The sequence below is a fragment of the Pseudomonas syringae genome (genome assembly GCF_021606685.1).
Taxonomy (GTDB): Bacteria; Pseudomonadota; Gammaproteobacteria; order Pseudomonadales; family Pseudomonadaceae; genus Aquipseudomonas; species Aquipseudomonas syringae_R.
The window spans coordinates 25531-49478 of sequence record NZ_WKCB01000009.1 but is presented as its reverse complement, the minus strand read 5'-3'; the positions used below and the strand labels follow the sequence as shown (position 1 = coordinate 49478).

Annotated in this window: 20 protein-coding genes and 1 pseudogene; 14 read left to right on the top strand and 7 right to left on the bottom strand. The window is 61.7% G+C overall.

The features are described 5' to 3' along the window. The first annotated feature begins 204 nt into the window (after positions 1 to 204). From GIW02_RS05875 to GIW02_RS05855, 5 genes and pseudogenes are all read left to right on the top strand, one after another. A complete protein-coding gene (locus GIW02_RS05875; RefSeq protein WP_236415303.1) occupies positions 205 to 1029 on the top strand; it encodes an aspartyl/asparaginyl beta-hydroxylase domain-containing protein in 825 nt (274 codons plus the stop codon). Positions 1030 to 1179: 150 nt separating this feature from the next. Further along, the gene (ppnN, locus tag GIW02_RS05870) at positions 1180 to 2553 is read left to right on the top strand and encodes a nucleotide 5'-monophosphate nucleosidase PpnN (protein WP_236415305.1); all 1374 of its coding nucleotides are present in this window, start codon (positions 1180 to 1182) and stop codon (positions 2551 to 2553) included. Between the two features lie 168 nt (positions 2554 to 2721). Continuing rightward, a complete protein-coding gene (locus GIW02_RS05865; RefSeq protein ID WP_236415307.1) occupies positions 2722 to 2979 on the top strand; it encodes an AbrB/MazE/SpoVT family DNA-binding domain-containing protein in 258 nt (85 codons plus the stop codon). Then, positions 2976 to 3116, top strand: a pseudogene (locus GIW02_RS05860) (VapC toxin family PIN domain ribonuclease); the annotation flags it as partial. The gene GIW02_RS05865 and the pseudogene GIW02_RS05860, both read left to right, overlap by 4 nt. A 128-nt stretch (positions 3117 to 3244) precedes the next feature. Continuing rightward, positions 3245 to 3619 (top strand): hypothetical protein, encoded by a 375-nt coding sequence (locus GIW02_RS05855; protein ID WP_236415309.1) that lies wholly within the window; start codon positions 3245 to 3247, stop codon positions 3617 to 3619. Positions 3620 to 3626: 7 nt separating this feature from the next. Here the strand turns inward: GIW02_RS05855 and GIW02_RS05850 are convergent, their stop codons facing one another. Further along, complete coding sequence (locus GIW02_RS05850) at positions 3627 to 3956, bottom strand: hypothetical protein (protein WP_236415311.1); 330 nt, start codon at positions 3954 to 3956, stop codon at positions 3627 to 3629. Between the two features lie 130 nt (positions 3957 to 4086). Further along, positions 4087 to 4986 (bottom strand): DMT family transporter, encoded by a 900-nt coding sequence (locus tag GIW02_RS05845; protein WP_236421794.1) that lies wholly within the window; start codon positions 4984 to 4986, stop codon positions 4087 to 4089. A gap of 99 nt (positions 4987 to 5085) precedes the next feature. Here GIW02_RS05845 and GIW02_RS05840 point away from each other — a divergent pair, with 99 nt between their 5' ends. Next, positions 5086 to 5922 (top strand): LysR family transcriptional regulator, encoded by an 837-nt coding sequence (locus GIW02_RS05840; RefSeq protein WP_236419969.1) that lies wholly within the window; start codon positions 5086 to 5088, stop codon positions 5920 to 5922. 63 nt (positions 5923 to 5985) lie between these two features. Here the strand turns inward: GIW02_RS05840 and mqo are convergent, their stop codons facing one another. Next, positions 5986 to 7629 (bottom strand): malate dehydrogenase (quinone), encoded by a 1644-nt coding sequence (gene mqo, locus GIW02_RS05835; RefSeq protein WP_236421793.1) that lies wholly within the window; start codon positions 7627 to 7629, stop codon positions 5986 to 5988. A gap of 378 nt (positions 7630 to 8007) precedes the next feature. Between mqo and GIW02_RS05830 the strand changes: the two genes are divergently transcribed. From GIW02_RS05830 to GIW02_RS05805, 6 genes are read left to right on the top strand one after another with little or no spacing between them, the layout of a single operon-like run. Further along, positions 8008 to 8586, top strand: coding sequence for a fimbrial protein (locus GIW02_RS05830; protein ID WP_236416031.1), 579 nt, complete (start codon positions 8008 to 8010; stop codon positions 8584 to 8586). Positions 8587 to 8644: 58 nt separating this feature from the next. Continuing rightward, entirely contained in the window at positions 8645 to 9343 is a 699-nt protein-coding gene (locus GIW02_RS05825) for a fimbrial biogenesis chaperone (RefSeq protein ID WP_236416028.1), read from the top strand. 30 nt (positions 9344 to 9373) lie between these two features. Then, positions 9374 to 11950 carry a fimbria/pilus outer membrane usher protein gene (locus GIW02_RS05820; RefSeq protein WP_236416026.1) on the top strand — a complete coding sequence of 859 codons (2577 nt, stop codon included), beginning with the start codon at positions 9374 to 9376 and terminating at the stop codon, positions 11948 to 11950. 2 nt (positions 11951 to 11952) lie between these two features. Next, positions 11953 to 12855: a fimbrial protein gene (locus tag GIW02_RS05815; RefSeq protein WP_236416024.1), complete on the top strand. Its 903-nt coding sequence runs from the start codon at positions 11953 to 11955 to the stop codon at positions 12853 to 12855. Between the two features lie 10 nt (positions 12856 to 12865). Next, positions 12866 to 13336, top strand: a complete 471-nt coding sequence (locus GIW02_RS05810) for a fimbrial protein (RefSeq protein WP_236416022.1) — start codon at positions 12866 to 12868, stop codon at positions 13334 to 13336. After that, positions 13333 to 13821 (top strand): fimbrial protein, encoded by a 489-nt coding sequence (locus tag GIW02_RS05805; protein ID WP_236416019.1) that lies wholly within the window; start codon positions 13333 to 13335, stop codon positions 13819 to 13821. The genes GIW02_RS05810 and GIW02_RS05805 overlap by 4 nt, the downstream gene beginning before the upstream one ends. Here the strand turns inward: GIW02_RS05805 and GIW02_RS05800 are convergent, their stop codons facing one another. From GIW02_RS05800 to GIW02_RS05785, 4 genes are all read right to left on the bottom strand, one after another. Then, on the bottom strand, positions 13822 to 14469 hold the full coding sequence (locus GIW02_RS05800) for a response regulator (RefSeq protein WP_236416017.1): 648 nt from the start codon (positions 14467 to 14469) through the stop codon (positions 13822 to 13824). Beyond that, a complete protein-coding gene (locus GIW02_RS05795; RefSeq protein WP_236415989.1) occupies positions 14469 to 17384 on the bottom strand; it encodes an ATP-binding protein in 2916 nt (971 codons plus the stop codon). The genes GIW02_RS05800 and GIW02_RS05795 overlap by 1 nt, the downstream gene beginning before the upstream one ends. Positions 17385 to 17508: 124 nt before the next feature. Continuing rightward, positions 17509 to 18708: an EAL domain-containing protein gene (locus GIW02_RS05790; RefSeq protein WP_236415987.1), complete on the bottom strand. Its 1200-nt coding sequence runs from the start codon at positions 18706 to 18708 to the stop codon at positions 17509 to 17511. Continuing rightward, on the bottom strand, positions 18705 to 21527 hold the full coding sequence (locus GIW02_RS05785) for an ATP-binding protein (RefSeq protein WP_236421792.1): 2823 nt from the start codon (positions 21525 to 21527) through the stop codon (positions 18705 to 18707). The genes GIW02_RS05790 and GIW02_RS05785 overlap by 4 nt, the downstream gene beginning before the upstream one ends. 156 nt (positions 21528 to 21683) lie before the next feature. Here GIW02_RS05785 and GIW02_RS05780 point away from each other — a divergent pair, with 156 nt between their 5' ends. Both GIW02_RS05780 and GIW02_RS05775 read left to right on the top strand, forming a co-directional pair. Then, positions 21684 to 22871 carry an MFS transporter gene (locus GIW02_RS05780; RefSeq protein WP_236415980.1) on the top strand — a complete coding sequence of 396 codons (1188 nt, stop codon included), beginning with the start codon at positions 21684 to 21686 and terminating at the stop codon, positions 22869 to 22871. A 309-nt stretch (positions 22872 to 23180) separates the two neighbouring features. Further along, positions 23181 to 23843, top strand: coding sequence for a Wzz/FepE/Etk N-terminal domain-containing protein (locus tag GIW02_RS05775; RefSeq protein ID WP_236415978.1), 663 nt, complete (start codon positions 23181 to 23183; stop codon positions 23841 to 23843). The last annotated feature ends 105 nt before the right edge of the window (positions 23844 to 23948 follow it).

Sequence of the window (23948 nt, the reverse complement as noted above, 5' to 3'; positions counted from 1 at the left end):
TCTTCCGTTTACAAAATCCAATCCACTCAACGTGGCCAGGGGTCAAAACACTGTGATGGCTTAACAATTTTGCACGATTTAAAACGCCTTTCCTGCACAGGACGTCTTATCATGGCGTAGTTGTTTCAATATGTTTCAAAACCCCACCACTCGCAGCCAGGGATTCGGACCTGTCGAATGGCGTCCTCGTCGGAGCTGAGTGTCATGAACAAGCCTGCTGTGCGTAAAAAAGCGATATCGGTCGCGTGGGTTGTCGGCGTCCTGCTGATTATCGACGTGTTCCCCGAAACCACTCTGGTGTTTCTGTGCCTGGTGCTGGTCTGCGGTCTCTACGATTTCTTGCGTAACGGTTTGTATGACGCCCCCACGATCAAGAAATACTTTGTCGGCAGTGGCCGCAATACCTGGCTACTGGCGCCGTTCAACACGCTGTTCGACCTGCTGAGTTCAGGTAACCGCCACGTCTATACGATGCGCGACTTGCCGCCCGCCTGGCGCGAAGACCTGCAACAGGTGATCGACGACGCCATGGCCCACAAGGATGAAATCATCGGTTACCTGGACACGCGCATGGCCGAGAAGAAACGCGGCATGTTGTTTTTCCAATGGTACGGGCGGCCGATCGAAACCACCCTGGACATCCCGAAACTGCGCGAAAAACTGCCGTTCGTGAAGACCATCGGCGTGTCGGTATTCAACGAAAACCGCTCCACCTCGTTTCATTTCGGCCCCCTGCGCATGATGTTCCGTGTGCTCTACAACATGGCCCCGGCGCCCCATCACGAGGGCGTCTACATTCAGGTCGGCAAGCACAAGCATTACTGGCACGACGACCCGCTGTTCATCTTCGATGACACCCTGATGCACGCATCCTTCAACAAGAACGATGCAAAGCGTTACTGCCTGTTTATCGATATTGTGCGGCCGACCCCGTTGCCGTCGGTGCTCAACGCCGTGATCGCGGGGTTTGCCGGCATGGTCTTTACCCTGCGTCGGGTTTTCTACAAAAACTGGAAGCTGATTCAGTAGGTTCTGCGGCATGATGGTGCTGGACGATGTTTGCGCTCGGCCTCGCGCCTGAGGTAAATAAGCGTCTCGTGCGACCGAATTCGGCGCCCACCATTCTCAAGCCATCGCGGCCCTCTGCGGGCGCGGTGGCTGTGCTTTCAAGGAATCAGAATGCCCCAACGTCAAGTCATCAATGCCTCCGTCAGCCCCAAGGGCAGCCTCGAAACCCTGTCCCAACGTGAAGTCCAGCAACTGAGCGAAGCCGGTTCCGGCAGCATCTACACCCTGTTCCGCCAATGCGCCCTGGCAATCCTCAACACCGGCGCGCACATCGACAACGCCAAGACCATCCTCGACGCCTACAAAGACTTTGAAGTGCGTATCCACCAACAGGATCGCGGCGTGCGCCTGGAGCTGTTGAATGCGCCGGCCGACGCTTTTGTTGACGGCGAAATGATTGCCAGCACCCGCGAGATGCTCTTCAGCGCCCTGCGTGACATCGTCTACACCGAGAATGAGCTGGACAGCCAGCGCATCGACCTGAGCAACTCCCAGGGCATCACCGACTACGTTTTCCACCTGCTGCGCAACGCCCGCACGCTGCGCCCGGGCGTCGAGCCGAAAATCGTGGTGTGCTGGGGTGGGCACTCGATCAACACCGAAGAATACAAATACACCAAGAAAGTCGGCCACGAATTGGGCCTGCGCAGCCTCGACGTGTGCACCGGTTGCGGCCCTGGCGTGATGAAGGGCCCGATGAAGGGCGCAACCATTTCCCACGCCAAGCAACGCATCACCGGCGGCCGCTACCTGGGCCTGACCGAGCCGGGCATCATCGCCGCCGAAGCGCCGAACCCGATCGTCAACGAGCTGGTGATCCTGCCGGATATCGAGAAACGCCTGGAGGCCTTCGTACGCGTGGGCCACGGCATTATCATCTTCCCGGGCGGCGCCGGTACGGCGGAAGAATTCCTGTACCTGCTGGGCATCCTCATGCACCCGGACAACCGCGACCTGCCGTTCCCGGTCATCCTCACCGGGCCCAAACACGCAGCGCCCTACCTGCAACAGTTGCATGCCTTCGTCGGCGCCACACTGGGCGAAGCGGCCCAGGCGCACTACCAGATCATCATTGATGACCCGGCCGAAGTGGCGCGCCAGATGACCGCCGGGCTCAAGGCGGTGAAGCAGTTCCGCCGCGAGCGCAACGACGCATTCCACTTCAACTGGCTGCTGAAAATCGACGAAGGCTTCCAGCGCCCATTCGACCCAACCCACGAAAACATGGCCAGCCTGCAACTGAGCCACACACTGCCACCGCATGAACTGGCCGCCAACCTGCGCCGCGCGTTCTCGGGCATCGTCGCGGGCAACGTCAAGGACAAGGGCATCCGCCTGATCGAAGAACATGGCCCGTACGAAATCCACGGCGACCCGGCCATCATGAAACCGCTGGACGAACTGCTGCAGGCGTTTGTCGCCCAGCACCGCATGAAGCTGCCGGGCGGCGCGGCCTATGTGCCGTGTTATCGGGTAGTGCAATAAGCCGCAACAGTCATAGCTTGTATCGCTTTGGGGTGTGGATGGGGAGGTGAAAGCCTGCGTTGAGGGCTAGTGTTTTCACCAGTCCGATTTACCCACGCCTGAAGCGCAACCTATGGACCAACGGATCTTGTCCTCCATATTCCTTGCCCCAGGGTAAGGAATATCACCGTGGAGGTATTCACTATGGCGACTGCCACACTCACTTCAAAAGGCCAAATCACCCTTCCCATTCAGGTCAGGACTGCTCTGGGCCTGGAAACCGGTGACCGGGTTGAATTTGTCGAGATGGAAGACGGCAAATTTTCGACTATTGCCGCGAGCAAGACTGTTCGCGGCCTCAAGGGCCTGATCCGCAAGCCAGCCAACGCGGTGTCCATCGATGAGATGAACCGCGCCATCGCGGCACAAGGCGCAACCGCAGGATGATCGGGCTGGATACTAACGTGCTGGTGCGCTATGTCGCCCAGGACGCTCCGGTTCAATCCCCCAAGGCTAACGCGCTGATCGAATCGCTCAGCGCATTTTCACCGGGCTTTGTCAGCCTGGTGTGGGTGATGGAGCTACACCGCCACCTTCGACCTTGATGCCGTCAAATCGACGGGCATGAAACGGCTGGCGTGAGCCGCGGCGTTGCGGCAACGGGCAGGCTTTGGTAAAAACCCCTTTTCCCTTGATCGAGAGAAAGACCCACGTGCGCACGCTTCTTCTCGCAGCCCTGCTCCTGGCGCCCACCCTCGCCCAGGCCAACGCCATCAGCTGGCCTGACCTGCCGCAAAGCTGCTTCGTCAGCGGCCGCTCGGCCACCAGTATCGATGTCGACTCAGGTTGTGCGGCGTTTCTGATCAATGTGAAAGGCAAGGCGGCAGGTACGCCGATCAAGCTGGATATTCCCCAGTACGCGATGCACGTCGACGAAACCACCGGCAAAGAGACGCCGGTGATCATCATCCAGGCCGAAGAAAACGGCGAAATCAAAGCCGTGGGTTACCGTGAATTGGGCAGCGACCAGCTCGGCGCCGCGCTGTTGCGCGAAGTTCGACTGCTGGGTACGCAAAAGCCGAGCTAGCCTTGGCTCAGCGAACCCAGCCACCGCCCTGCCAGTGGTAACCATCGCTACGCTGTACCCAGTGCGGGTGCACATACCGATAGCCTTCTCGAACCGGCTCCCAATGGCCGTGCACCGCAACGTAGCGCCCGCCGTCCCAACGCCAGTAACCGCGTGACCAGACATAGCCGTAGCGCACGGGCGGCTCGACCTCGATCACCTGGACCGGCGGCGGTTGCGGCGCGACGACTTCCACATACTCACGCTGCACCGGCCGGCGCTCGTGCACCACGCGCTCTTGCACGCATCCGGACGCCGCGACGACCATGGCCGCCACTGCTGCATAACGTAGCCACATAACTACCCCTCGGGCGCTGACGCCCACTGCTTGAACGGCTGAAAATCCCCCCTGGTTGCAGCCTCGCTCCTGCTGGGCTCTGAGCTCTTTTTAGCAGGTGGTGTCTGTCAGCTTGCTGAACCCACAGCCTTCAAGATGCACACACGACGGTCGGTCGCTTGAGGCGTACCAGCAGCAGGCCGGCGCCGACCACGGCCATCCCGGCGTAGGTCGCAGCATGGATCACGTCGCCAAACATCAGCGCCGCCCATACCAGGGTGACCGGTGGTTCCAGATAGACCAGCGCTGCCACACGGGTTGCCGTCATCACCCGTAGCAACATCCACAGGCTCAAGTAAGCGACGAAGGTCGAGAACACGGTGAGCCAGACAATGGCGACCAACACGTCGGGGTCGTGGGGAACACTCAGCGTGCCGGTGTAGAGCACGGCAGCGGTGAAGCCGACCAAGGTCAGCAGCGACTGGATGAACAGCGGCAACACCAGGCCCGCGTCCTGGCGTTGCACCGTGCGGCGTTCGTACAAGGTCGCCAGCGTCAGCCCCAGGGCAGCGGCCAGTGGCAACAGGTACAAGCCCAGGCCGACGCCACCGCCGCCGCTGCCGTACTGCCCCGCGATCACGATGCACACCCCGCCAAAGCTGAGCATCAGCCCAGCCCACTGCCACCCGCCACTGCGTTCAGTCGCACTGCCGATCGACAGGGCTGCGGTCATCAACGGCTGCAGCGCCGCGATGATTGCCGCAATGCCGGGCGCCAGGCCATTCTGGATCGCAACGTAGAGACAACTCAGGTACAGGCACTGCGAGAGAAAACCGATGACCGCGTAATGCCGCACCTGCGCCCATGAAATCGTGAACAACCTGACGTTCAAGAACAATCCCAGGCACAACGAGACCAACAGGAATCGCCAGAACAGCAGGTTGAATGCGCCGCCTCCCTGGGTGCCCAGCTTCGCGCCGATATAGCCCGAACTCCATGACAGGACGAACGCGCCTTGCAACAGCAACAGCCCCAGGGTGGATCGCTTCATGACGCCTCCCGCCTTATGTACGTTGACGCCAAGGCTAAGGGCTGGGCATAGTTCTGTATATTTGAATAAGCCGCACCATCAATTCGCAATAGTGAAACCATGGCCAAACAACTGAATATCGATTTGTTGCGCACGTTCCACGCCGTGGCGCGTTTTGGGCGCTTCAACGAAGCAGCCGAGCATGTGCACCGCAGCGCTTCTACCGTGACGACACAGATACAGAAGCTGGAGGATCAGGTCGGCCAACGCTTGTTCAGCCGCAGCAACCAGGGCGTGGAGTTAACGCTTTACGGCAAGAAATTGCTCGGCGAAACCACCGAGTTTCTTAAAAGCCACGACCGTCTGCTGATCTCCCTGATGCCGCAACGCATGCAGGGCAAGATCCGCCTGGGCGTGCCGGACACCTATGCACCCGCCTTCATCGAGGCATTCCTGCCACGGTTGATTGCCGATAACCCGCTATTGGAGCTGGAAGTCGAAGCGCGCACCAGTGGCGAACTGCTGAACCTGTTTATGGCCAACCAACTGGACCTGACACTCACCGTCAGCGCCCACCCACTGGCACAGGGTGAACGCCTGGGCCCCGTGCAACCGCTGTGGGTAGCGGCCGCGCAGTTCAGTTACCCCCCGCATGCGCCGCTTCCCATCACGGTGCCAATCGCCGGTTGCCCGTATCGCGCAGCCGCGCTGCAGGCCTTGCAGGATCACGCGGTTTACCACCGCTTGTTGCTGGAAAGCCCCAACTCCTCGGCGGTCGAAGCCTGTGTGCGCAGCGGTGTGGCGGTGGGCCTGATGGAGCAAAGCCGCATGGGCGAAGGGCTTATGCACATGACCGGGCTGCCAGCGCTGCCCGCGCAGCATCTGTACCTGCTGTGCGATACCAGCAATGCGCTGGCGTTGCACCTGCATGAGCAAATCAGGCACTTCAAGGTCTGAACGGCGCACACAAAAAAGCCCGCTGACCGTTACCGGTTCAGCGGGCTTTTTAGGCGGTGTTGCTTACAGCGCCAGGTCAGACGCCGGCTTGCTCGGCTCAGCCGCAGGCTTGGCAGCCTCGGTGGCCTTTGGAGCAATGGCCGGAATCACCGGCGGTTGAGGCAATTGCAGGATACCGGCGGTGTAGGCCCATTCCTTCGCAACAGCTTCAGGGTTGTCGTTCAGCTTGGTGCCGTAGCTCGGTACGATCTGGTGCAGTTTGGCCTGCCACTCAGGGGTCGCAACCTTGTCCTTGAACACTTTTTGCAGCACGGTCAGCATGATCGGAGCCGCGGTGGACGCGCCTGGCGATGCACCCAACAGGCCTGCGATGGTGTTGTCGGCGGAGCTGACCACTTCGGTACCGAGTTTCAGGACGCCGCCCTGCTCTTCGTCACGCTTGATGATCTGCACGCGCTGACCGGCTTGCCACAGGCGCCAGTCGGATTGCTTGGCGTTCGGGAAGTACTCTTGCAGGGCCTTGAAGCGGTCGTCATCGGACAGCATCAGTTGACCGGCGAGGTACTCGACCAGTGGGTATTCACGAATACCGACTTTGGTCATAGGCCAGATGTTGTGGGTGGTGGTGCTGGTCAGCAGGTCCAGGTACGAGCCTTCTTTGAGGAACTTGGTCGAGAAGGTCGCGAATGGGCCAAACAGGATCACGCGCTTGCCATCCAGCACGCGGGTGTCCAGGTGCGGAACCGACATCGGTGGCGCGCCAACCGAAGCCTTACCGTAGGCCTTGGCCAGGTGCTGTTCTGCAACCGATGGGTTATCGGTCACCAGGAACGAACCACCTACCGGGAAGCCAGCGTATTCCTTGGCTTCAGGAATGCCCGACTTCTGCAGCAGGTGCAGTGCACCGCCGCCAGCGCCGATGAACACGAACTTGGCGTCGGTTTCGGTCTTGGTGCCGTCTTTCAGGTTTTTGTAGCTCACACGCCACGAACCGTCGGCGTTCTTGGTGATGTCCTGCACTTCGCTCGACAGCTTGAGGTCGAACTTAGGCGTGGTCTGCAGGTGAGCGACGAACTGGCGGGTGATCTCGCCGAAGTTCATGTCGGTACCCAGCGGGCTCCAGGTGGCCGCGATTTTCTGGTTCGGGTCACGCCCTTCCATCATCAGCGGAACCCACTTGGCGATTTGCGCCGGGTCTTCGGAATACTGCATACCGGCGAACAGCGGGCTCGCCTTGAGGGCTTCGTAACGCTTTTTCAGGAACTTGATGTTCTCATCACCCCACACGAAGCTCATGTGCGGCGTGGCGTTGATGAACGAACGTGGGTTCTTGAGCACGCCCTGCTGGACCTGCCAGGACCAGAACTGACGGGAAATCTGGAACGCTTCGTTGATCTCGACCGCTTTCGGGATCTCAACGTTGCCGTTCTTGTCTTCCGGGGTGTAGTTCAGCTCAGCCAGGGCCGAGTGACCGGTACCGGCGTTGTTCCAGCCGTTGGAGCTTTCTTCGGCCACGCCATCGAGGCGCTCGACCATTTCCATCGACCAGCCCGGCTCCAGCTCATTGAGCCATACACCCAGGGTCGCACTCATGATGCCGCCGCCGATCAGCAGCACATCGACTTTCTTTGCCTCTTCCGCGTGAACGGACGTGATCCCCAGCGACAAAGCCAGCCCCAGCAGGGCAGTGTTTACTTTTTTAAACATCAGTAGCACCTATGATAAAACGCCATCCGCCCCACCGCCCCTGACTCTCAAGGCCGCAGGGTGAGCACACAAGGCCGACGTATCGACCTCACTTTTATGTCCCTTCTGCGCTGACTTCTTATCATTATTGGCTTCAGCTACCTGGGCGACAGCCAATCGCCAGGACGTATACGGATGTACGTACCAGAGAGAGACTAGACCAAGATGGCGCGCAGAATATCACGCCCGACGTCGGATATGGACTCGCCGGTCGCACGGCCATCACTTCGCCAGTTTTTAAGATCTGTCTCATGTGCCTTTAAAAGGCCGCAATGCACCATGGATTGGCTCACTCAAGCGTGAGCAGACAACCATCCATCTCTCTAAAGGGGCATTGCAATGCTGAACAAACTGAGCCAACTCACCCTCGCCTGCGGCGCTTGCTGGCTGCTGGCCGGCACCGCACACGCGGCCGGTGGGCAGATCGAATTCACCGGTTCGGTCACCGACAACGCCTGCACCATCACCACCAGCGACGTGAACAAAACCGTCACCCTGGACCCGGTGCGTATCGCTGACTTCGCGCCCGCCGTGGGCTCGGTGCTCACCGACAAAGCCAAGCCGTTTTCCATCAGCCTGGACAACTGCAGCACCGCCACCCGCAACAGCGTCGCGATCACCTTCAGCGGCCAGCAAGACGTCACCGACCCGACCCTGCTGGGCTTGACCGGTGAAAACCAGGTACGCGGCATCGCGATCCAGATCGCCGACGCCCGTAACGGCAACAAACTGCCACTGAACACGCCGACCGCCGATTACGACCTGCGTGCGCAGTCCAACACCTTCGACTTCACCGCCGCCTACGTGCGCACCATCGCTGACACCACCGTCGGCGAAGGCGAAACCGCCCAAGTCACGTCCGGTATCGGCACCGGCCAGGTGCACGCCCTGGCCAGCTTCGACGTTACCTACAAGTAATTGCTCGTCAATACCGTGGGCCGCTCGCCGGCCCACGGACTTCCAAAGGTCCCTCATCATGCGTTTGAACCTGTATTTTTTGCTGGCCCTGTTCCCGCTGTGGCACAGCGCAGCTGCCAACGCCGCCGTCACGGTCGGCGCCACACGGCTGATCTACGACGGGGCTTCCAGCGAAGCCAACCTCACTGTCAGCAATCGCGAAGACACCTCGCCCTACCTGGTGCAGTCCTGGGTGAGCCGCTTTGGCAGCGGCAATGACGAAAGCGTCGACAGCTTTATCGTGACCCCGCCGCTGTTTCGACTGGATGCCAACAAGGAAAACATCCTGCGCATCATTTTCACCGGCGGCACCGAGGTGCCCCAGGACCGCGAAAGCCTGTTCCTGATGAACGTCAAGGCCATCCCGGCCATGAGCGACGACCAGAAAGGCAAGAACGTACTGCAGATTGCCCTCAAGACCACCATCAAGCTGTTTTACCGCCCGGCCGGCGTCAAAGGCTCGCTCAAGGACGCGGTGGCCCAGGTGGGCTGGACGTCCAACGCGGGCGCATTGCAGTTCAACAACGCCTCCAAGCTTCACGTGGTGGTCAGCGAACTCACGCTCAACGGCCTGCCGATCACTCAGGCGCCGGAGGTGCTGCGCCCCGGCGAACAGCGCGAACTGCCGATCCAGGCCAAGGCGGGCGATGAAGTGTCGCTCAGCTACATCGACGACTACGGCAGCATCGTGACCGCCCCTCTTATCCGCATTCACTGATACACGCGCACGCCCCCACCAGGAACGCCCATGCCCCGTTCATCCCCATTCACGCGCCGTCGCGCCGTGAAGGCTTTCGGCTGCCCGCTCGCGGCGGTCGTGGCCTTGCACTTGGCCCCCGCACACGCCGGTTACGAGTTCGACGCTTCGTTCCTCGAGATCGGCGGCGGGCAGAGTTCGGCGGCCGTGAAACAACAGGTCAGCGCCATGAGCGAAGGCCAGTTGCCGGGCATTTATCGGGTGGATGTGCAGGTCAACCAGCATTCGGTCGAGCAGCGCGATGTGCGTTTCGTGCGCGCCACCGGCACGGCGGACCGCTCGGCCACCGGGCTGTTTCCGTGCCTGGATGGCGAGTTTTTCCGCGCCCAGGGGGTGGCCGACACGGCCCTGCAAAACAGACACGACGCCGACACCACCTGCATCGCCTTCGACCAAGGCCTGGCCGGGGTGGTCTACGACTACGACTTCAACCGCCAGTTGCTGTCGATCGAGATTCCCCAGGCGTACCTCGGCAGCGTTGCGTTTGAGGTGCGCCGTCGACAGTGGAGCGACGGTGAGAACGTGGCGTTCACCAACTACAGCTTCAGCGCCAGCACCGCAGATTCCGACAGCGGCCGCCGCCAGAACCAGTTCGGCAGCCTGCGCAGCGGCATCAATGCCGGGGCCTGGCGCCTGCGCAATTTCTCGACCTGGCAGAAAGGCACGGGCGACACCGGGCGCTGGGAGTCGATGGAAACCTATGCCCAGCGGGATATGGGCAACATGATGGCGATTGCCACCCTGGGCGATGCCACCACCGAGGGCGACCTGTTCGACGCGATCCCCTATCGCGGCCTGGGCATCGCCTCGGACCTGGACATGCTGCCCGACCAGTCCCGCGAGTTCGCGCCGGTGGTGCGTGGCATCGCCAATGGCCGCTCGCGGGTGATCATCCGCCAGCGCGGCTATGTGATCCACGAACAGTGGGTGCCTTCCGGGCCGTTTGCCTTGACCGATCTTTACCCCACCGCCAGCAACGGCGACATCGAGGTCACGGTGGAGGGCCCGGATGGCCAGCGCCAGGTCTACACCCAGTCGTTTTCGTCGGTGCCCTACATGCTGCGCGAGGGGCAGCAAAGCTATTCGCTCTTTGCCGGCCAATACCGCCCGGCGCAATCGGCGTTTGTGCAGCAAACCCCGACCTTCCTCCAGGCCTCCCTGCGCCGTGGTTTGAGCGGCAGCACCACGCTGTTCGGCGCCAGCCTGCTCAGCGAGCAATACAACGCCGGCCTGCTGGGTTTTGCCCATGACTTTGCCGGCTTCGGCGCGGTGTCGGTCGACGTGACCCACGCCCGCAGCGACGCCATGGGCCATGACAAAACCAGCGCCAGCGGCCAGTCGTTCCGCTTTCGCTATTCCAAATCCCTGGCGGCCACCGATACCCATTTCAGCCTGATCGGCTACCGCTACTCCACCGGCGACTACTACTCGTTCAACGAGGCGCTCAACAGCCGCAACGCCGGGCAAACCCTGGACACGTACCGCAGCGGCCACATGAAAAGCAACTTCACCGCCAACGTGTCCCAGCAACTGGGCGGCTACGGCGGGGTATACGCCAACGTGTCGAAAACCGCGTATTGGGACAAGGGCAAGGCCGACACCTCGGTCCAGCTGGGTTACAGCGTGAGTTCCGGGAGCATTTCCTACTCCCTCGGGCTGGGCCTCAACAAAGGCGCCGACAGCGACGATCGCAGCGTGTCCCTGAGCGTCAGCATGCCCTTGGGCGGCACGCGCAACCAACGGGTCACCGCCAACATGAACCAGAGCGGGCGTGGCGCGGCATCACGCACCGCGACCCTCAGCGGCAACGCGTTTGCAGACGACACCCTGGCCTACAGCGCGGGCGTGTCCCAGCAAGTCAACGGCCCTCAACGCGAGGCGGGCGGCACCTTTGCCGCCCAATACGACGCGCCCGGCGCGATTGTGCGCGGCGCCTACAACGCGTCCAGCGGCAACCGCCAATTGGACCTGGGCATGGAAGGGTCGGTGGTGGCGTACGGCAGCAACCTCATGTTCAGCCAACCGCTGGGCGAAACCAACGTGATCGTCGCCACGCCGGGGGCCGCCGACGTGGCGGTCAGCAATAAGCGCGGGGTGCGCACCAATGCCAATGGTTACACGGTGGTGCCGTCGGCCCTGCCCTATCGCAAGAACCGTGTGTCGCTGGACACCCAGTCGATGCCCGCCGACGTCGACATCGCCGAGCCGGTGCAGGAAGTCACGCCCAACCGCGGTGCCTTTGTGCTGGCGGACTTCGACACCCGGCGCGGCAAACGCATTCTGTTTCGCATCAGCGACACCCACGGCGAAGCGGCGCCTTTTGCCGCCCGCGCCGAACTCTTCGCGGCAGACGGCCGTTCGTTGGGCAACACCCTGGTGGCCGACAAGGGTCGCGCCTTCCTGACCGGCGTGCCGCCCGAGGCACGCCTGGTGATCAGCGTGGACGGGCAAGCGTGGTGCAGCCGCGAATTGAAACTGCAAGACGACGGTCCTGCCGAGGGTGGGATTACGCAACTGAACATTCACTGTGAGCGCGCGGCCGGTGGGTCGGGCGCCAAGGATTCGTGATCATGAACATTTTCGCCAAAACCCATGCAGGGCTGATGCTGGCGCTGGTGTGCGCGGTATTGAGCGGCCTGCCGCAATCTGCGCACGCCTTCATCGGCGGCAACCTCGAATGCTCAATGCCTGGCTACCCGAGCAACGGCTACCGGTTCACGCCGGGCCAGGCGATCGATATCACCTATACCGGCACGTGCACCATTCGCCGGGCCTTCCCGTATGCGGCTGGCATGAATGCGCAGATCGCCTACATGTCGGGTGCCGACCAGGCCCAGTTGCGCTTTGTCGACCCGTACAGCAACACCTACATGCTCGAGTTACCCCTCGGCCAATATGGGGCCAGTTGCCTGGGCGGACCTTGCCGCCGCCTGCCGCTCAACACGGTGGTGCCCTATCGGTACAGACTGGTGGGCACGGCGCCCCGTACGACGGGCCGGCGCTATGTCCAGCTGTACCTCGGCGTGACCTCGCATAACTACGCCAATTGGGCCGAATGGTTCATGCAGTACCCGTTTAACTACACGGTCTACCTGCCCTCCTGCAGCCTGAGTTCACCCAGCAGCGTCGACCTGTCGTTCGGCACCATCAGCAGCGCCGACCTCAGTAACCAGAAGCAATCCACCTCGGTGTCAGTCACCTGCCCAGCCGCCGTGCAAGCCACCGCTACGTTGGTGCCCAGCCAAGCGGTGGTCAGCGCCAGTAACGGCGTATCGCGCACCACCTTGGCGGGGCTGAACATGCAGGCGCGCTGGGCCGATAACACGCCGGTGAACCTGAACAGCCCGCGCACTCTGCAACTTCGCCAGGGCAGCAACAGCCTGGGGCTGGGTTTCACCCCGCAATTGGCCAGCGGCCAATCCCCGGCCGGTGCCTTCCAGAGCCAATACACCCTGACCATCAATTACCTCTGAGGTCCTTGCCATGAACACTTCACTGCTCGCCCTGGTCCTGCTCGGCGCCAGCGCCCACGCCGCCGACACGGTGAACATCACCGTGCGTGGCACCCTCACCCGCCCGCCGTGCGCGCTGAGCACCAGTACCACCCTGGTCGCCGAGTTCGGCGATGTGCGCACCGACCAGGTGGCCACCACCGCGCCCCAGCCCATCCCTGTGCGCATGACATGCCCGGCTGGCTCCGCACTGAATGTGAGTTTCAGTGCCAACAGCGGCACCCACACCGCCACCGTCGCCAAGACCTCGATGGAAAACCTCGGCGTGTCATTGATCTGGGCGTCCGACAGCACCGCGGCCAACCTCACCGGCACTGCCCGGTCCTACAGCAACCTCAGCGGCAACGTGGATATCAGCCTCAACGCCCAGTTGGTGGCGCGCGGCGCGCTGACGCCAGGGGCGTTCTCGTCATCCATGGTCATGACCATCGATTACCTATGAAAACGCTCATCTGGAGCCTGCTGGCCGTCGCCGGCAGCGCCCTCGCGCAATCGGCGGATAACACCCAGATCGACGTCACCGGCAAGCTGATCGCTCCGCCCTGCGCGGCGCGCTTTCCCAGTACACAACAGGTGGACCTGGGCAACGTGAACCTCAACCAGTTGGCCGACGCCAGTGCCAGCGTCACCGACGTACCGCTGGTGTTCGATTGCCAGGCCAACAGCCAAGTCAGCCTTACCCTCACGGCGGGCGTGGGCAGCGTCGACAGCCACACCCTGCTCACCAGCCGCCCAGACCTGGGGCTGCAGCTTGGTTTGCTGAATAAAGGCGCGAAGGCTGATTTCAGCCTGGGGCAAACCGGCACCTGGCCGGTAGAAGACGAGCCACTGGAACTGACCCTGCGGGTCAAGCCCGTGTCCCTTGGCGAACTGCCCCAAGCGGGCAGCTACACCGCCATGCTGCTGATGCAGATGACGTACCGCTGACTACTGAAACTGTCGCGCTTCAATGCAATAGGTCAGCAACGCCTGGTCACTGTCCACGTCGAGCTTGCGCATGGCGGAGATTTTCTGTGCGCTGACGGTCTTGTTGCTGCGGCTCAATTGCCGCGCAATATCGCTGACGCTCATGCCGGTCACAAATAAACGCAGCACCTCCATTTCCCGCGGCGACAGGCTCTGGAAGCGCTCCTGCACCTGGTACGCATTGCCCACCACCGATGTCGCCGCAGGCACAGGCGCCTGGTAATTGCGCTGGGCACTGATGGCGCCCAGGGCTTTTTCGATTTCGCCGTGCAGGTGGTTTTTCTGGATCACCCCGGCTACGCCCAGCTCCTGCAAGCGGGTGAGGATCAGGCTGTTGGAAATCATGGTCAGCACCAGCACCTGGGTGTCGGGGAAGTGGCGCAGGATGTACTCGATCAGCTTCAAGCCATCGCCGTAGGTGTCATCACCCGGCATGTTGAAATCCGTGATCAGCACTTGTGGCCGATGCGCGCGCAACAGCTCGATCAACTGGCTGGAACTGACGGCCTCGCCCACCAAGCGATAGCGTGAATCGCGCTGCACGATCTCGCGTACGCCCACCAGCACAATCGGGTGGTCATCGGCGATCACAACGTTCATTTCTCGCATTATTTATCTTCCTTGTTCTGGGCAGAAAGCTCTGCAAGCAAACACTGCGCTACCGCCGTCAGCCGCACGCACACGCCACGGATTTGCGTGGCGGCGTGGTTATCCAGAGGCGCGTCGTAAAGCGCGTTTTCCCAGGTCTGACACGCACTGGACAAGGCCCCGGCGCGCACGCTTGCCAGCGCGCCGTTGAGGCTGTGCAGGCGCTGGCGTACCCGCTCGGTATCGCCCACGGCCAAGCCTTGTTCGAGGTGCTGCACATCCTCCAGCAAGGTGTCGGCCATCAATTGACGCATGGCCGGGGACAGCTCGATCCAACCCTCGCGGTCACGCTCCGGGGGCGGCGCCGCCAGGGCAGCCGCGTGGCGACAGTGGGCCATCAACGCCTGGCGCAGCATGCTCATGCTCAACGGCTTGACCACCCAGGCGTTCATGCCCACCGCCAGGCAACGCTCACCCTCCTCGCGCAGGGCGTTGGCGGTGACGCCGATAATCGGCACCTGCACGCCTTGCTCACGCAGGGCGCGGGCCAGGTCGTAGCCGTTGAGGCGCGGCATGTTGATGTCGGTGATGACCAGGTCGAACGGCTGCGAGCCCCAGATTTGCAGGGCGTGTTCGCCGTCCCGCGCCACGGTGGCCTGGGCGCCGAGGGCTTCGAGCTGTTCGCGCAGCACCGCCTGGCTGACCGGGTTGTCCTCGGCCACCAGCACCCGTACGTTCAAGCACGGCGCGTCAAGACACGGCGGTGCAAACTCGGGGTTGGCCACTGAAGGCGCGCTGTCAACGATCGGCAAGCTGATGAACAGCGAAAAGCTGCTGCCCAGCCCGGGCTCACTGACCACGCGCATGCTGCCGCCCATCAACTCGCTCAGGCGCGAGCAGATCGACAACCCCAGGCCCGCGCCGTTGCCATCCTGGCCACCGGCTACTTGGTAGAACGGCTTGAACAGCTGGTCCAAGGCCTTTTCCGGAATACCTACGCCGGTGTCGGTAACCTGCCATTGCAGCGCGACTTCATCCGCGAGCAGCGCCTGCACGGTCAAGCGCAAACGCACGCGCCCCGACTCGGTGAACTTGATCGCATTGCCCAGCAGGTTATGCAGGATCTGCCGGATACGCCCCGCGTCGCCGAGCAATTGGCGGGGCACCTGCGGGTCGATCTCTGCATCAATCTGCAAGCCCTTGTTGCGGGCGGTGGCGGTAAAGCCCAGCACCGCTTCCTCGACCAATTGCTGCGGGTTGAAGGGCGCCGCTTCCACAGCCATTTGCCCGGACTCGATCTTCGACACGTCCAGAATATTGCTGATCAGTTGGAACAGCACGGTGGAAGAGCCCTGGATGATTTCAAGGTACTGGCGCTGACGCTCGCTCATGGCGGTCAGGGCCATCAGTTCTAGGTTGCCGAGCACGCCATACAGTGGTGTGCGGATTTCGTGACTCATGGTGGCCAGGAACACGGTCTTGGCCTCGTTGGCAGCGGTGGCTTCCTGACGGGCCTGGTCGAGCAACAAGGCTTCGTCCACATGCCGGGTGATGTCGTTGCAGCCGCACAGAAACACGTCTTCGCCTTCGTAGCGCGCGGCAACCACCACCACCTGCAGGTAGCGCCCCTGCACGGCCAGGCACATTTCGCCAGGGGTGTCGGGGCCGTGGTTGGCCTTGAGGACCTCAACCAAGGGCGCGGTGCCGCCCAGTTGCAAGGCACGCTGGTTTTCCAGCAGCAATTGGCAGTCGCTGCGCCGCACCACACACAGCCCCGCCGGGGCGTTGTGCAACATGATGCGGTTGAACGCTTCGCTCTCGAACAGACGTTCCTGGGCACGCTGGGCCGGTCTGACGATACGGGTCTTGTACCAGTGGTTGATCCACCAGCCCAGCAGCACGGCCGCCAGAAATGTCAGGCCCAGGCCCAGCAACGGCCATTTGGCGTAGCGCAGGAAATCCTGGTAGCTGATGGCGTACAAGCCGGTCCAGTGCTCGCCGCCCTCACTGCTCATCTTGAAGCGCAGGCCCTGGCGGTTAAAGCTCAGCCCAAGCGGCGCCAGGTGTTCATCGCCAAGGCTGCCGAGCAATACATCGCCCTCTGGCGAAATCAGCGTGAACTGGTTGTACACCGACAATTGCAGCACCCGCTCGAACTCATCGACCTGAGACGTATCGACGACCGCCGCCAACGTCAGCAGGCCCTCAGGGTGGTTGGCCGGCAACACGGCGGCGGGCGCATCGAGGCCGATCATGGCGACGAGGCTGCGGGTGTTGGGATACAGCTGCAAAGGTGCGCGCATCCAGCGCACGCGCCGGTCAGTGAGCAGCAGGTTTTGGCTCTGCTGCAACTGGTGCAAACGGCTCACCACCTCGCGGTAGCGCTCGTTCAACAACGGCTGATGCTGGCGCAGGCCGCCAATGCCAGGGACGGCCAGGCTGGCAACATCATTGGGGGTAAACACGAACAACTGCGGTGAGGCGTAAAACGAGCTGGCCCAGTAGCCGCCATAGTAGTCGGTCAATTGCACGCCAAACGCCAGCGCGCGGCGCGTGTCATCCGCCGTGAAATCCGCACCGTAAGACAACGTGAACGGCAACGACAGCGCGAAGCCCTTGGCCTGCACCACGACCTGCCCGGCGTCGCGCTGCAATTGCACGACCTGGGTGGATTGCACCGCCGGCAGTGGCGGCGCATTGCTGCGGCTATAGCCGACGGCAACGTTGCGCAGGAACGCCTCATGCTCATGGATGATTTCCACCACGCGGGCGAAGTGAAACTCGACCTTTTCCTGTTCGGCATCGAGCAACCGCGACACCGCCCAATAGCAACTGCTGGACAGCAGCAAGGCGAGCCCGGTGAGCAGCAACAGGGCTTTGTTCAGGCGCTGGGAACTTTGCGCGAGTTTATCCAGGCGCAAGCTTGCATGTTTCATCGTCAGTACCGCAGAAGCCTGAATCAGGACGTGGAGCCTATGCATGATCCCGGCATTGGCCAATAACGCCCGGCGAACCGGGCGACCCTTCCTTCGGGCTTCTTGACTGTGTGACCCTGGCCGCTCAGATAAGTGCTGGCGCAGGGCCATCTTCGATCAACAACGCGCTGAATTTATCCGCCGTCACGCCCTGGGAGATCAGGAAGCCTTGCACCTGGTCGCAGCGAATACGCCGCAGTACCGCCAGCTCCGCCTGTGTTTCAGCGCCTTCGGCAGTGGTGGTCAGCCCCAGCTTGCGGCCCAGTTCGACAATGCTTTGCAGGGCCGACGCCAGGCTTTCATTCTCGGCACAGCCGTGCACCAGCGAGCGGTCGATCTTCACTTCGTTGAACGGCGTGGAGACCAGGTTGAAGTAAGAACTGAAGCCCTTGCCAAAATCGTCCTGCGCCAAGCCAAAGCCCATCATGCGCAGGCGGCATGCTCCAGCGTAGTAGCTACTGGGCAACTGTGTGGTGGAGCTTTCCATCAATTCGAAGGTGATTTGCCGAGGCTCGGCATCGCGCTGCTGAACCTGGGCCAGCAGGCGGTCGACGAGGTCGCATTGGTCAAGCAGGTGCGTGGGCAGGTTGATCGACACCGGCAGCCGGTAGCCGAGCTGCGCCCACTGGGCCTGGGCGGTCAGGGACTGGGCGAGGATGCAGGTCAGCAACTGGGTTTCCAGACCTTGGCGCTCGATTTCACCGAGAAACTCGCCTGGCAGCAACAGCCCCTCATCGGGGTGGACCCAACGCGCCAGCGCTTCGGCGCCGACGATACGCCCGTCATGCAAAGACTTCTTGGGCTGGAACCAGGCCTGGATTTCACCGTTGGCCAAGGCGCCCGCCAGGTGTTCCCGCGCCAGGCTGACACCCCGATGGCAGCAAGGTGTGCGGGCCTGGTCGGCAAGCTTGTCGAGGTAGTCGCGCAGGGCGCGCACCTGCGGCTCGCACACCGGCTTGGTGATCAGCCCGGCGACCGTCAGCCCAAGGTTGCCCGCCACCTGCCCGGCCCCAACCAGCATGCGCCGCGAGGCCACGCTCATCAGTGCCAGGGCCGGTGGTGCCTGAAGTTGCGCCAATTGCTGGATCAACTGCACGCCGTCCATGCCCGGCATCATCAAGTCACTGAGCAACAGGTCATACCGCTGGCGGGCCAGGCGTTGCAACGCGCTCGCACCGTCCCAGACCACGTCGACGTCAAAGCCGCCGATGCCCTGGAACACGTTGATCAGGTACTCATGCTGAAAAGGATGATCCTCCACGATGAGCACGCGATAGGCACTCAAAGCAGGCTCCTCTGATACGGCTGCAAACACTGGTGGAGTACGCGCAACGTAAAGGGCTTGACCAGGCAGTGGTCCATGCCCGCATTGAGGCAGCGCTCGGCTTCATCGAGCATGGCATTGGCGGTGGCACCAATGATCGGCAAGGCGCAGCCCAGGCGACGCAGTTGCTCGGTGAGTTCATAGCCATTCATGCGCGGCATATTGACGTCGGTAAGAATCAAGTCGAACGCGGCTTCGCCCCACAGTGACAGCGCCTCAATGCCGTCGCCCGCCAGCACCACGGTGCAGCCTAGCTCTTCGAGTTGATCACGCAGGATCAACTGGTTGATCAGGTTGTCTTCAGCCACCAGCAAGCGCAGGTTGAGGTTGATCTGGGCAGGCGCTTCGCAGGGCGGCGGCGACGGATGCTCCTCGATGCCCTGGGCACGGCTGACCGCCCGATTGAGGGCCTGCAGCTGGTTCAGGCCGATCTGCCAGCAAGCACCCGGCGCCTGATGCACACCATGCTCATCGGCAGCCGCCATCACCCGCGGCCCGGACCAGCGCGGCCTCAGGCCAGGGTCGACCGGGCCGGGGTAAAGCTCCACCAGCACCGCGCCAGGGTCGGCTTCTACCGAGTGCGGCACGCCCAATTGCGCCCGCGCGCCCCAGCGTCGCAACCAGCCGCCAATGCTCTCGGCCAGCTCGCGCACGGGCGACACCACGTAGACGCGCTCGCCCAGCAAGGGCAACGCCCACGGCTCATGCCCGTACTCATCGACCTGTTCCAACGGCAAGGTGAAGGTAAAACTGCTGCCCAGCCCCGGCTCGCTGACTACCCGCAGCGTACCGTTCATGAGGTGCACCAGGCGCTTGCAGATCGACAACCCAAGCCCGGTGCCCGCCACCACATTGGCATTGCCATTGGCCTGGAAAAACGGCTCGAACAGGTACTGCTGGTCGTGCGCGGCAATACCTTTGCCGGTATCCACCACCTGCCATTGCAACAGGGCGCGCTCGCCTTCGCGGCTCTCCAGGCGCACGCGCAATACGATGCGCCCGCTCTCGGTGAACTTGAGCGCATTGTTGAGCAGGTTATTGAGGATCTGACGGATACGCGTGACATCGCCGCGCACATGGTCGGGCAGTTGCGGGTCGAGGCAGGCGAACAGTTGCAGTCCCTTGCTCTGAGCGGCACCGGCATAGCCCTGGATCACCTCTTGCACCAGCTCCAACGGGGAAAATACGCTGAGTTCGAGGGACAACTGCCCTGCCTCGATTTTCGACACATCCAGCACATCACAAATCAGCTGCAGCAAATTCGCCGACGAGCCTTCGATAGCATTCAAGTAGCCCCGCTGCTGGCTGTTGAGGTCGGTGCGGGCGAGCAACTCCAGGGTGCCCAGCACGCCATACAACGGCGTGCGGATTTCATGGCTCATGGTTGCCAGGAACAACGTCTTGGCCTCATTGGCTGCATCCGCCAAGGTACGCGCCTGCTGCAGGGCCAGCTCCACCTGTTTGCGCTCGGTGATATCGCTGAACGCGCAAATCAACACTTCCTCACGCTGATAACGGGTGGGCGCGAAGCTCAGGAACAAGTGGCGACCGTCGGCCATTTGCAGCTCGTCGGTGTTGCTTTGCTCGCTGGGGTGAAAGGCGCGGCGAATCCAGCCGTGGCACAGTTGTTGGCGTTCCTGGCCGTTGCCCAGCCATTGGCGCGACAGGGGATTTTCCAGCACCACTTCGCCGTCACTGCGGCGCAATACGCACAAGGCAACCGGCGCAATACGAATGACCGCGCTGCTGAACGCCTCACTTTCCACCAAGGCTTCGATGCGATTGGCTGCCGGGATAATCAGGCGCTGATCGATACGCCTCACCAGCCTCAGCATCAACAGGCTCGCCAGCAAACACAGTAGCAGGCACATCAGCAGCGGCAGGGCCAGGCTGGGCAACAGCGAACTCAGCTCCAGGCTGTAAACGATCTGCCATTGGGAATACCCCAGGTGTTTGCGGATGGCCAGGCGATCCGGCAACCCACGGCGGCCCTCCCAGCCGAAACTGGCCGTGCCGTGGTACTGGCGCAGCACCTGCGCAGCGGGCGGTTGCTGGGGCGTACTGCTGAAAATCAGCTGACCTGCGGCGTCGAGCAACATAAAGTCGCCGGCTTTTTCATGCTGCAGCGCGTTGATCAGGTCCGGACCATCAACCTCCAGGCCAAGCCAACCCGAGGACGGGCTGCGGTCATCCAGGCGCGTGAAGATATACAACGGCGAATCCAGCCGGCTTTGCTCGGTAAGCCATAGCTCATCGCTGACCGAGACGTTGCCGGTATCGACCGCCATCAGCCGCTGCAACACCGTCTGCGGCACAGCGTCCGGTGCCGGGCCGGCGGTGAACAGGCGCTCCACCAAAGGTTCGGCACGCTGGGCCACGTAGATCAGGTTGACCTGGTTGGCCTCCAGGTAGTCGAGCATCCGCCGCGTCAGCCACAGGCTCCAGATATTGCCGGCCTCCCCGAGGGTGATATGCACCTCCTCGGCAGGCACGTTGTTGAGGTTACCCACGGGGGCCGTCACATGCCGAACCGTGGACAGGCCAAGGCTTTTCAGCAGCGTCTGGCGGCTGACGAAAAAACTTTGGGCATCCGAAACCGCCTCATTCATATAGCTGCGCCGCAACGAAATCTCCTCGCTGAACGCCGCACGCAAATAGCTGTAGGCGCCCGCGTACACACCCAGCACCAACGCCAGGGCGAACAGGCGCAGCAGCTTGCGGGCCGCTTTGGGCGTGGAGAAGGTGGCGTCGAGGGGTTGCAAAAAATGTTTGAGTTTCATCGCCGCAAGCGTACGCAGCGCAAGGGGGCGCGAGAATAAGACGGATCTCAAAGCGCCATTGAACTCTGCCATAAAACGCTGTTCTAGACAGGTTCGCCGTTGCGTGCGTAGCATCGGCGGCCCTCCTTTGTACTCTCCATTTCAACAGAGCGATCCATGTCTATCCAGCAAACACCCGGGCACGTACTGCCCGCGCGCAGTGCCGCCAAAATGGAAGCGGCCATGGCCGTGGGCGCTTTCGCTATCGGTACTGGCGAATTCGCCATCATGGGCCTGATGCCTGACATCGCCCACAACCTCAACCTCAGTGAGCCCCAGGTCGGCCACGCCATCAGCGCCTACGCCCTCGGTGTGATGGTCGGCGCGCCGCTGCTGGCTATCCTCGGCGCCAAGCTGCTGCGCAAACACATGCTGCTGTTGCTGATGGCGCTGTATGCCCTGGGTAACCTGGCGACCGCGTTTACTCCAACGTTCAGCTCACTGGTGGCCTTCCGCTTTATCAGCGGCCTGCCCCACGGCGCGTACTTCGGGATTGCGGCGGTGGTCGCCTCGAGCATGGTGCCGACCGACAAACGCGCAGGCGCCGTGGCGCGGGTGATGATGGGCCTGACCCTGGCCATGCTGCTCGGCAATCCGATCGCCACCTTCCTCGGCCAGCACCTGGGCTGGCGCTCGGCGTTTGCACTGGTCAGCGTGATCGCCCTGTGCACCCTCGCGCTCGTCTGGCAGTTCGTACCCCATCGCCCGGACGAACAACGCAGTGATCCGCGCAAGGAATTGCGCGCGTTCACCAAACCCCAAGTGTGGATGGCCCTGGCCATTGGCGCCATTGGCTTTGCCGGGATGTTCTGCGTGTTCAGCTACCTGGCACCGACGATGCTGGAAGTGACCAACGTGTCGCCACAGTGGATTCCGTTTGGGTTGGCCGCGTTTGGCGTGGGCGGGATCATCGGCAACATTGCCGGCGGCAAGCTGTTCGACCGCCTGCAGTTTCGTGCGGTGGGCTTGATATTGGTGTGGTCGATGGCAGTGCTGCTGTTCTTTCCCATCGCGGCGTCGTCGCTATGGGGCGTGCTGCTGAGCATGGGGCTGGTCGGCACGATGGTGGCCTTGGCCGCCCCGCTGCAGATCCGCCTGATGGACATCGCCCACGAAGCGCCGAGCCTGGCGGCAGCCTCCAACCATGCCGCCTTCAACCTGGCCAACGCACTGGGCCCCTGGTTTGGCGGCATGGCGATTACTGCAGGGCTGGGCTGGACAAGCACCGGCTACATCGGCGCAGCCACCGCGCTGGTGGGTCTGGGTGTTTACCTGATCGCGCGACGCATGCAGGGCGGTCACTGAGACCGTGAGTGGCCGGGGGCAGACAAGCCTGCCCCTTCGCGCAATTGATCGTGGCCTATATCACCTTCTACGCTCAAACCGTGAACGATTGCATCACGCGAGTGTTCCTATGCCTGTGGGCTACAAGACATCATGAAACTTCAATGCACACAGGCTACGGTTAAATACTAATCGCTGCCTGCGACTTTGTATGGAGCGACTTCCCACGCAACAAACAGGAACCATTCGCATCCATCCCGGTGAGAGTCAAGAAATGGCGAATTGCATTTTCTTATCTACAATCCGAGGACGCAAAGAAAGGAATTTTTCGTGAACACGTCAACGAGTTCAAAGCCTCATTCCGCCGATGATGAAATAGACCTGATTCCACTTCTACTCGCTTTATGGAACAGTAAAAAAATCATCCTGGCGGCCACACTGGCAGGTGCTGCACTCTCGTACGCCCTTCATACGCTGTCACCCGAACAATGGACAGCCAGTACGTACATCGCCAAATCATCGCTTTATAATTTATACAAAGAAGTCAAAAACGAAGACGCGACGGCCCCCGCCACCCCACCCCCGCAGGAAATCGACCTGTACAGCTCAATACAAAACGATGTGTTCTTTACCGCCATGGGCGTCATGGCAGCCAATGCGATCAGCTTAAAAGAGTCTGCGCCAAAAACCGGCAGGAGTGAGTCGGTACTGTATATCGCGTCGGCAACCGCAACGACTAAAGAACGCGCGCTGGATCAGTTGAAATCCGCATTGGACGCGGCCAATACCGAGGCGATTGCGCTTAACTTGCCGACCTTGGCACCGGCCAATAACGTACGCGCCTTTAATACGCTGGACGACGTAAGAACCACCAACAGCAAACACCCAAAGAAACTTGTCCTGCTGGGTAGTTTTCTGGGCCTTATTCTGAGCAGCTTGTTTGTCATCATCCGTTTCATGAAACTTCAATACAAACACACCCGTCAGCCATGAAAAGGCTATATAAACTCTTCAACCAACAGACAAATAACGCAGACTAACGACAAAACTATAAAAACAATAAACAACTTCGCGGACAGTGTCGTTTTCATCAATAGC

Bases quoted from the DNA above. Each gene is read 5' to 3' on its own strand.
- GIW02_RS05875 (WP_236415303.1), top strand. From the start codon at position 205: ATGAACAAGCCTGCTGTGCGTAAAAAAGCGATATCGGTCGCGTGGGTT.
- GIW02_RS05820 (WP_236416026.1), top strand. From the start codon at position 9,374: ATGCCCCGTTCATCCCCATTCACGCGCCGTCGCGCCGTGAAGGCTTTC.
- GIW02_RS05815 (WP_236416024.1), top strand. From the start codon at position 11,953: ATGAACATTTTCGCCAAAACCCATGCAGGGCTGATGCTGGCGCTGGTG.
- GIW02_RS05780 (WP_236415980.1), top strand. From the start codon at position 21,684: ATGTCTATCCAGCAAACACCCGGGCACGTACTGCCCGCGCGCAGTGCC.
- GIW02_RS05800 (WP_236416017.1), bottom strand. From the start codon at position 14,469: ATGCGAGAAATGAACGTTGTGATCGCCGATGACCACCCGATTGTGCTG.
- GIW02_RS05830 (WP_236416031.1), top strand. From the start codon at position 8,008: ATGCTGAACAAACTGAGCCAACTCACCCTCGCCTGCGGCGCTTGCTGG.
- GIW02_RS05795 (WP_236415989.1), bottom strand. From the start codon at position 17,384: ATGAAACATGCAAGCTTGCGCCTGGATAAACTCGCGCAAAGTTCCCAG.
- GIW02_RS05825 (WP_236416028.1), top strand. From the start codon at position 8,645: ATGCGTTTGAACCTGTATTTTTTGCTGGCCCTGTTCCCGCTGTGGCAC.
- GIW02_RS05785 (WP_236421792.1), bottom strand. From the start codon at position 21,527: ATGAAACTCAAACATTTTTTGCAACCCCTCGACGCCACCTTCTCCACG.
- GIW02_RS05850 (WP_236415311.1), bottom strand. From the start codon at position 3,956: ATGTGGCTACGTTATGCAGCAGTGGCGGCCATGGTCGTCGCGGCGTCC.
- ppnN (WP_236415305.1), top strand. From the start codon at position 1,180: ATGCCCCAACGTCAAGTCATCAATGCCTCCGTCAGCCCCAAGGGCAGC.
- mqo (WP_236421793.1), bottom strand. From the start codon at position 7,629: ATGTTTAAAAAAGTAAACACTGCCCTGCTGGGGCTGGCTTTGTCGCTG.
- GIW02_RS05805 (WP_236416019.1), top strand. From the start codon at position 13,333: ATGAAAACGCTCATCTGGAGCCTGCTGGCCGTCGCCGGCAGCGCCCTC.
- GIW02_RS05810 (WP_236416022.1), top strand. From the start codon at position 12,866: ATGAACACTTCACTGCTCGCCCTGGTCCTGCTCGGCGCCAGCGCCCAC.
- GIW02_RS05840 (WP_236419969.1), top strand. From the start codon at position 5,086: ATGGCCAAACAACTGAATATCGATTTGTTGCGCACGTTCCACGCCGTG.
- GIW02_RS05845 (WP_236421794.1), bottom strand. From the start codon at position 4,986: ATGAAGCGATCCACCCTGGGGCTGTTGCTGTTGCAAGGCGCGTTCGTC.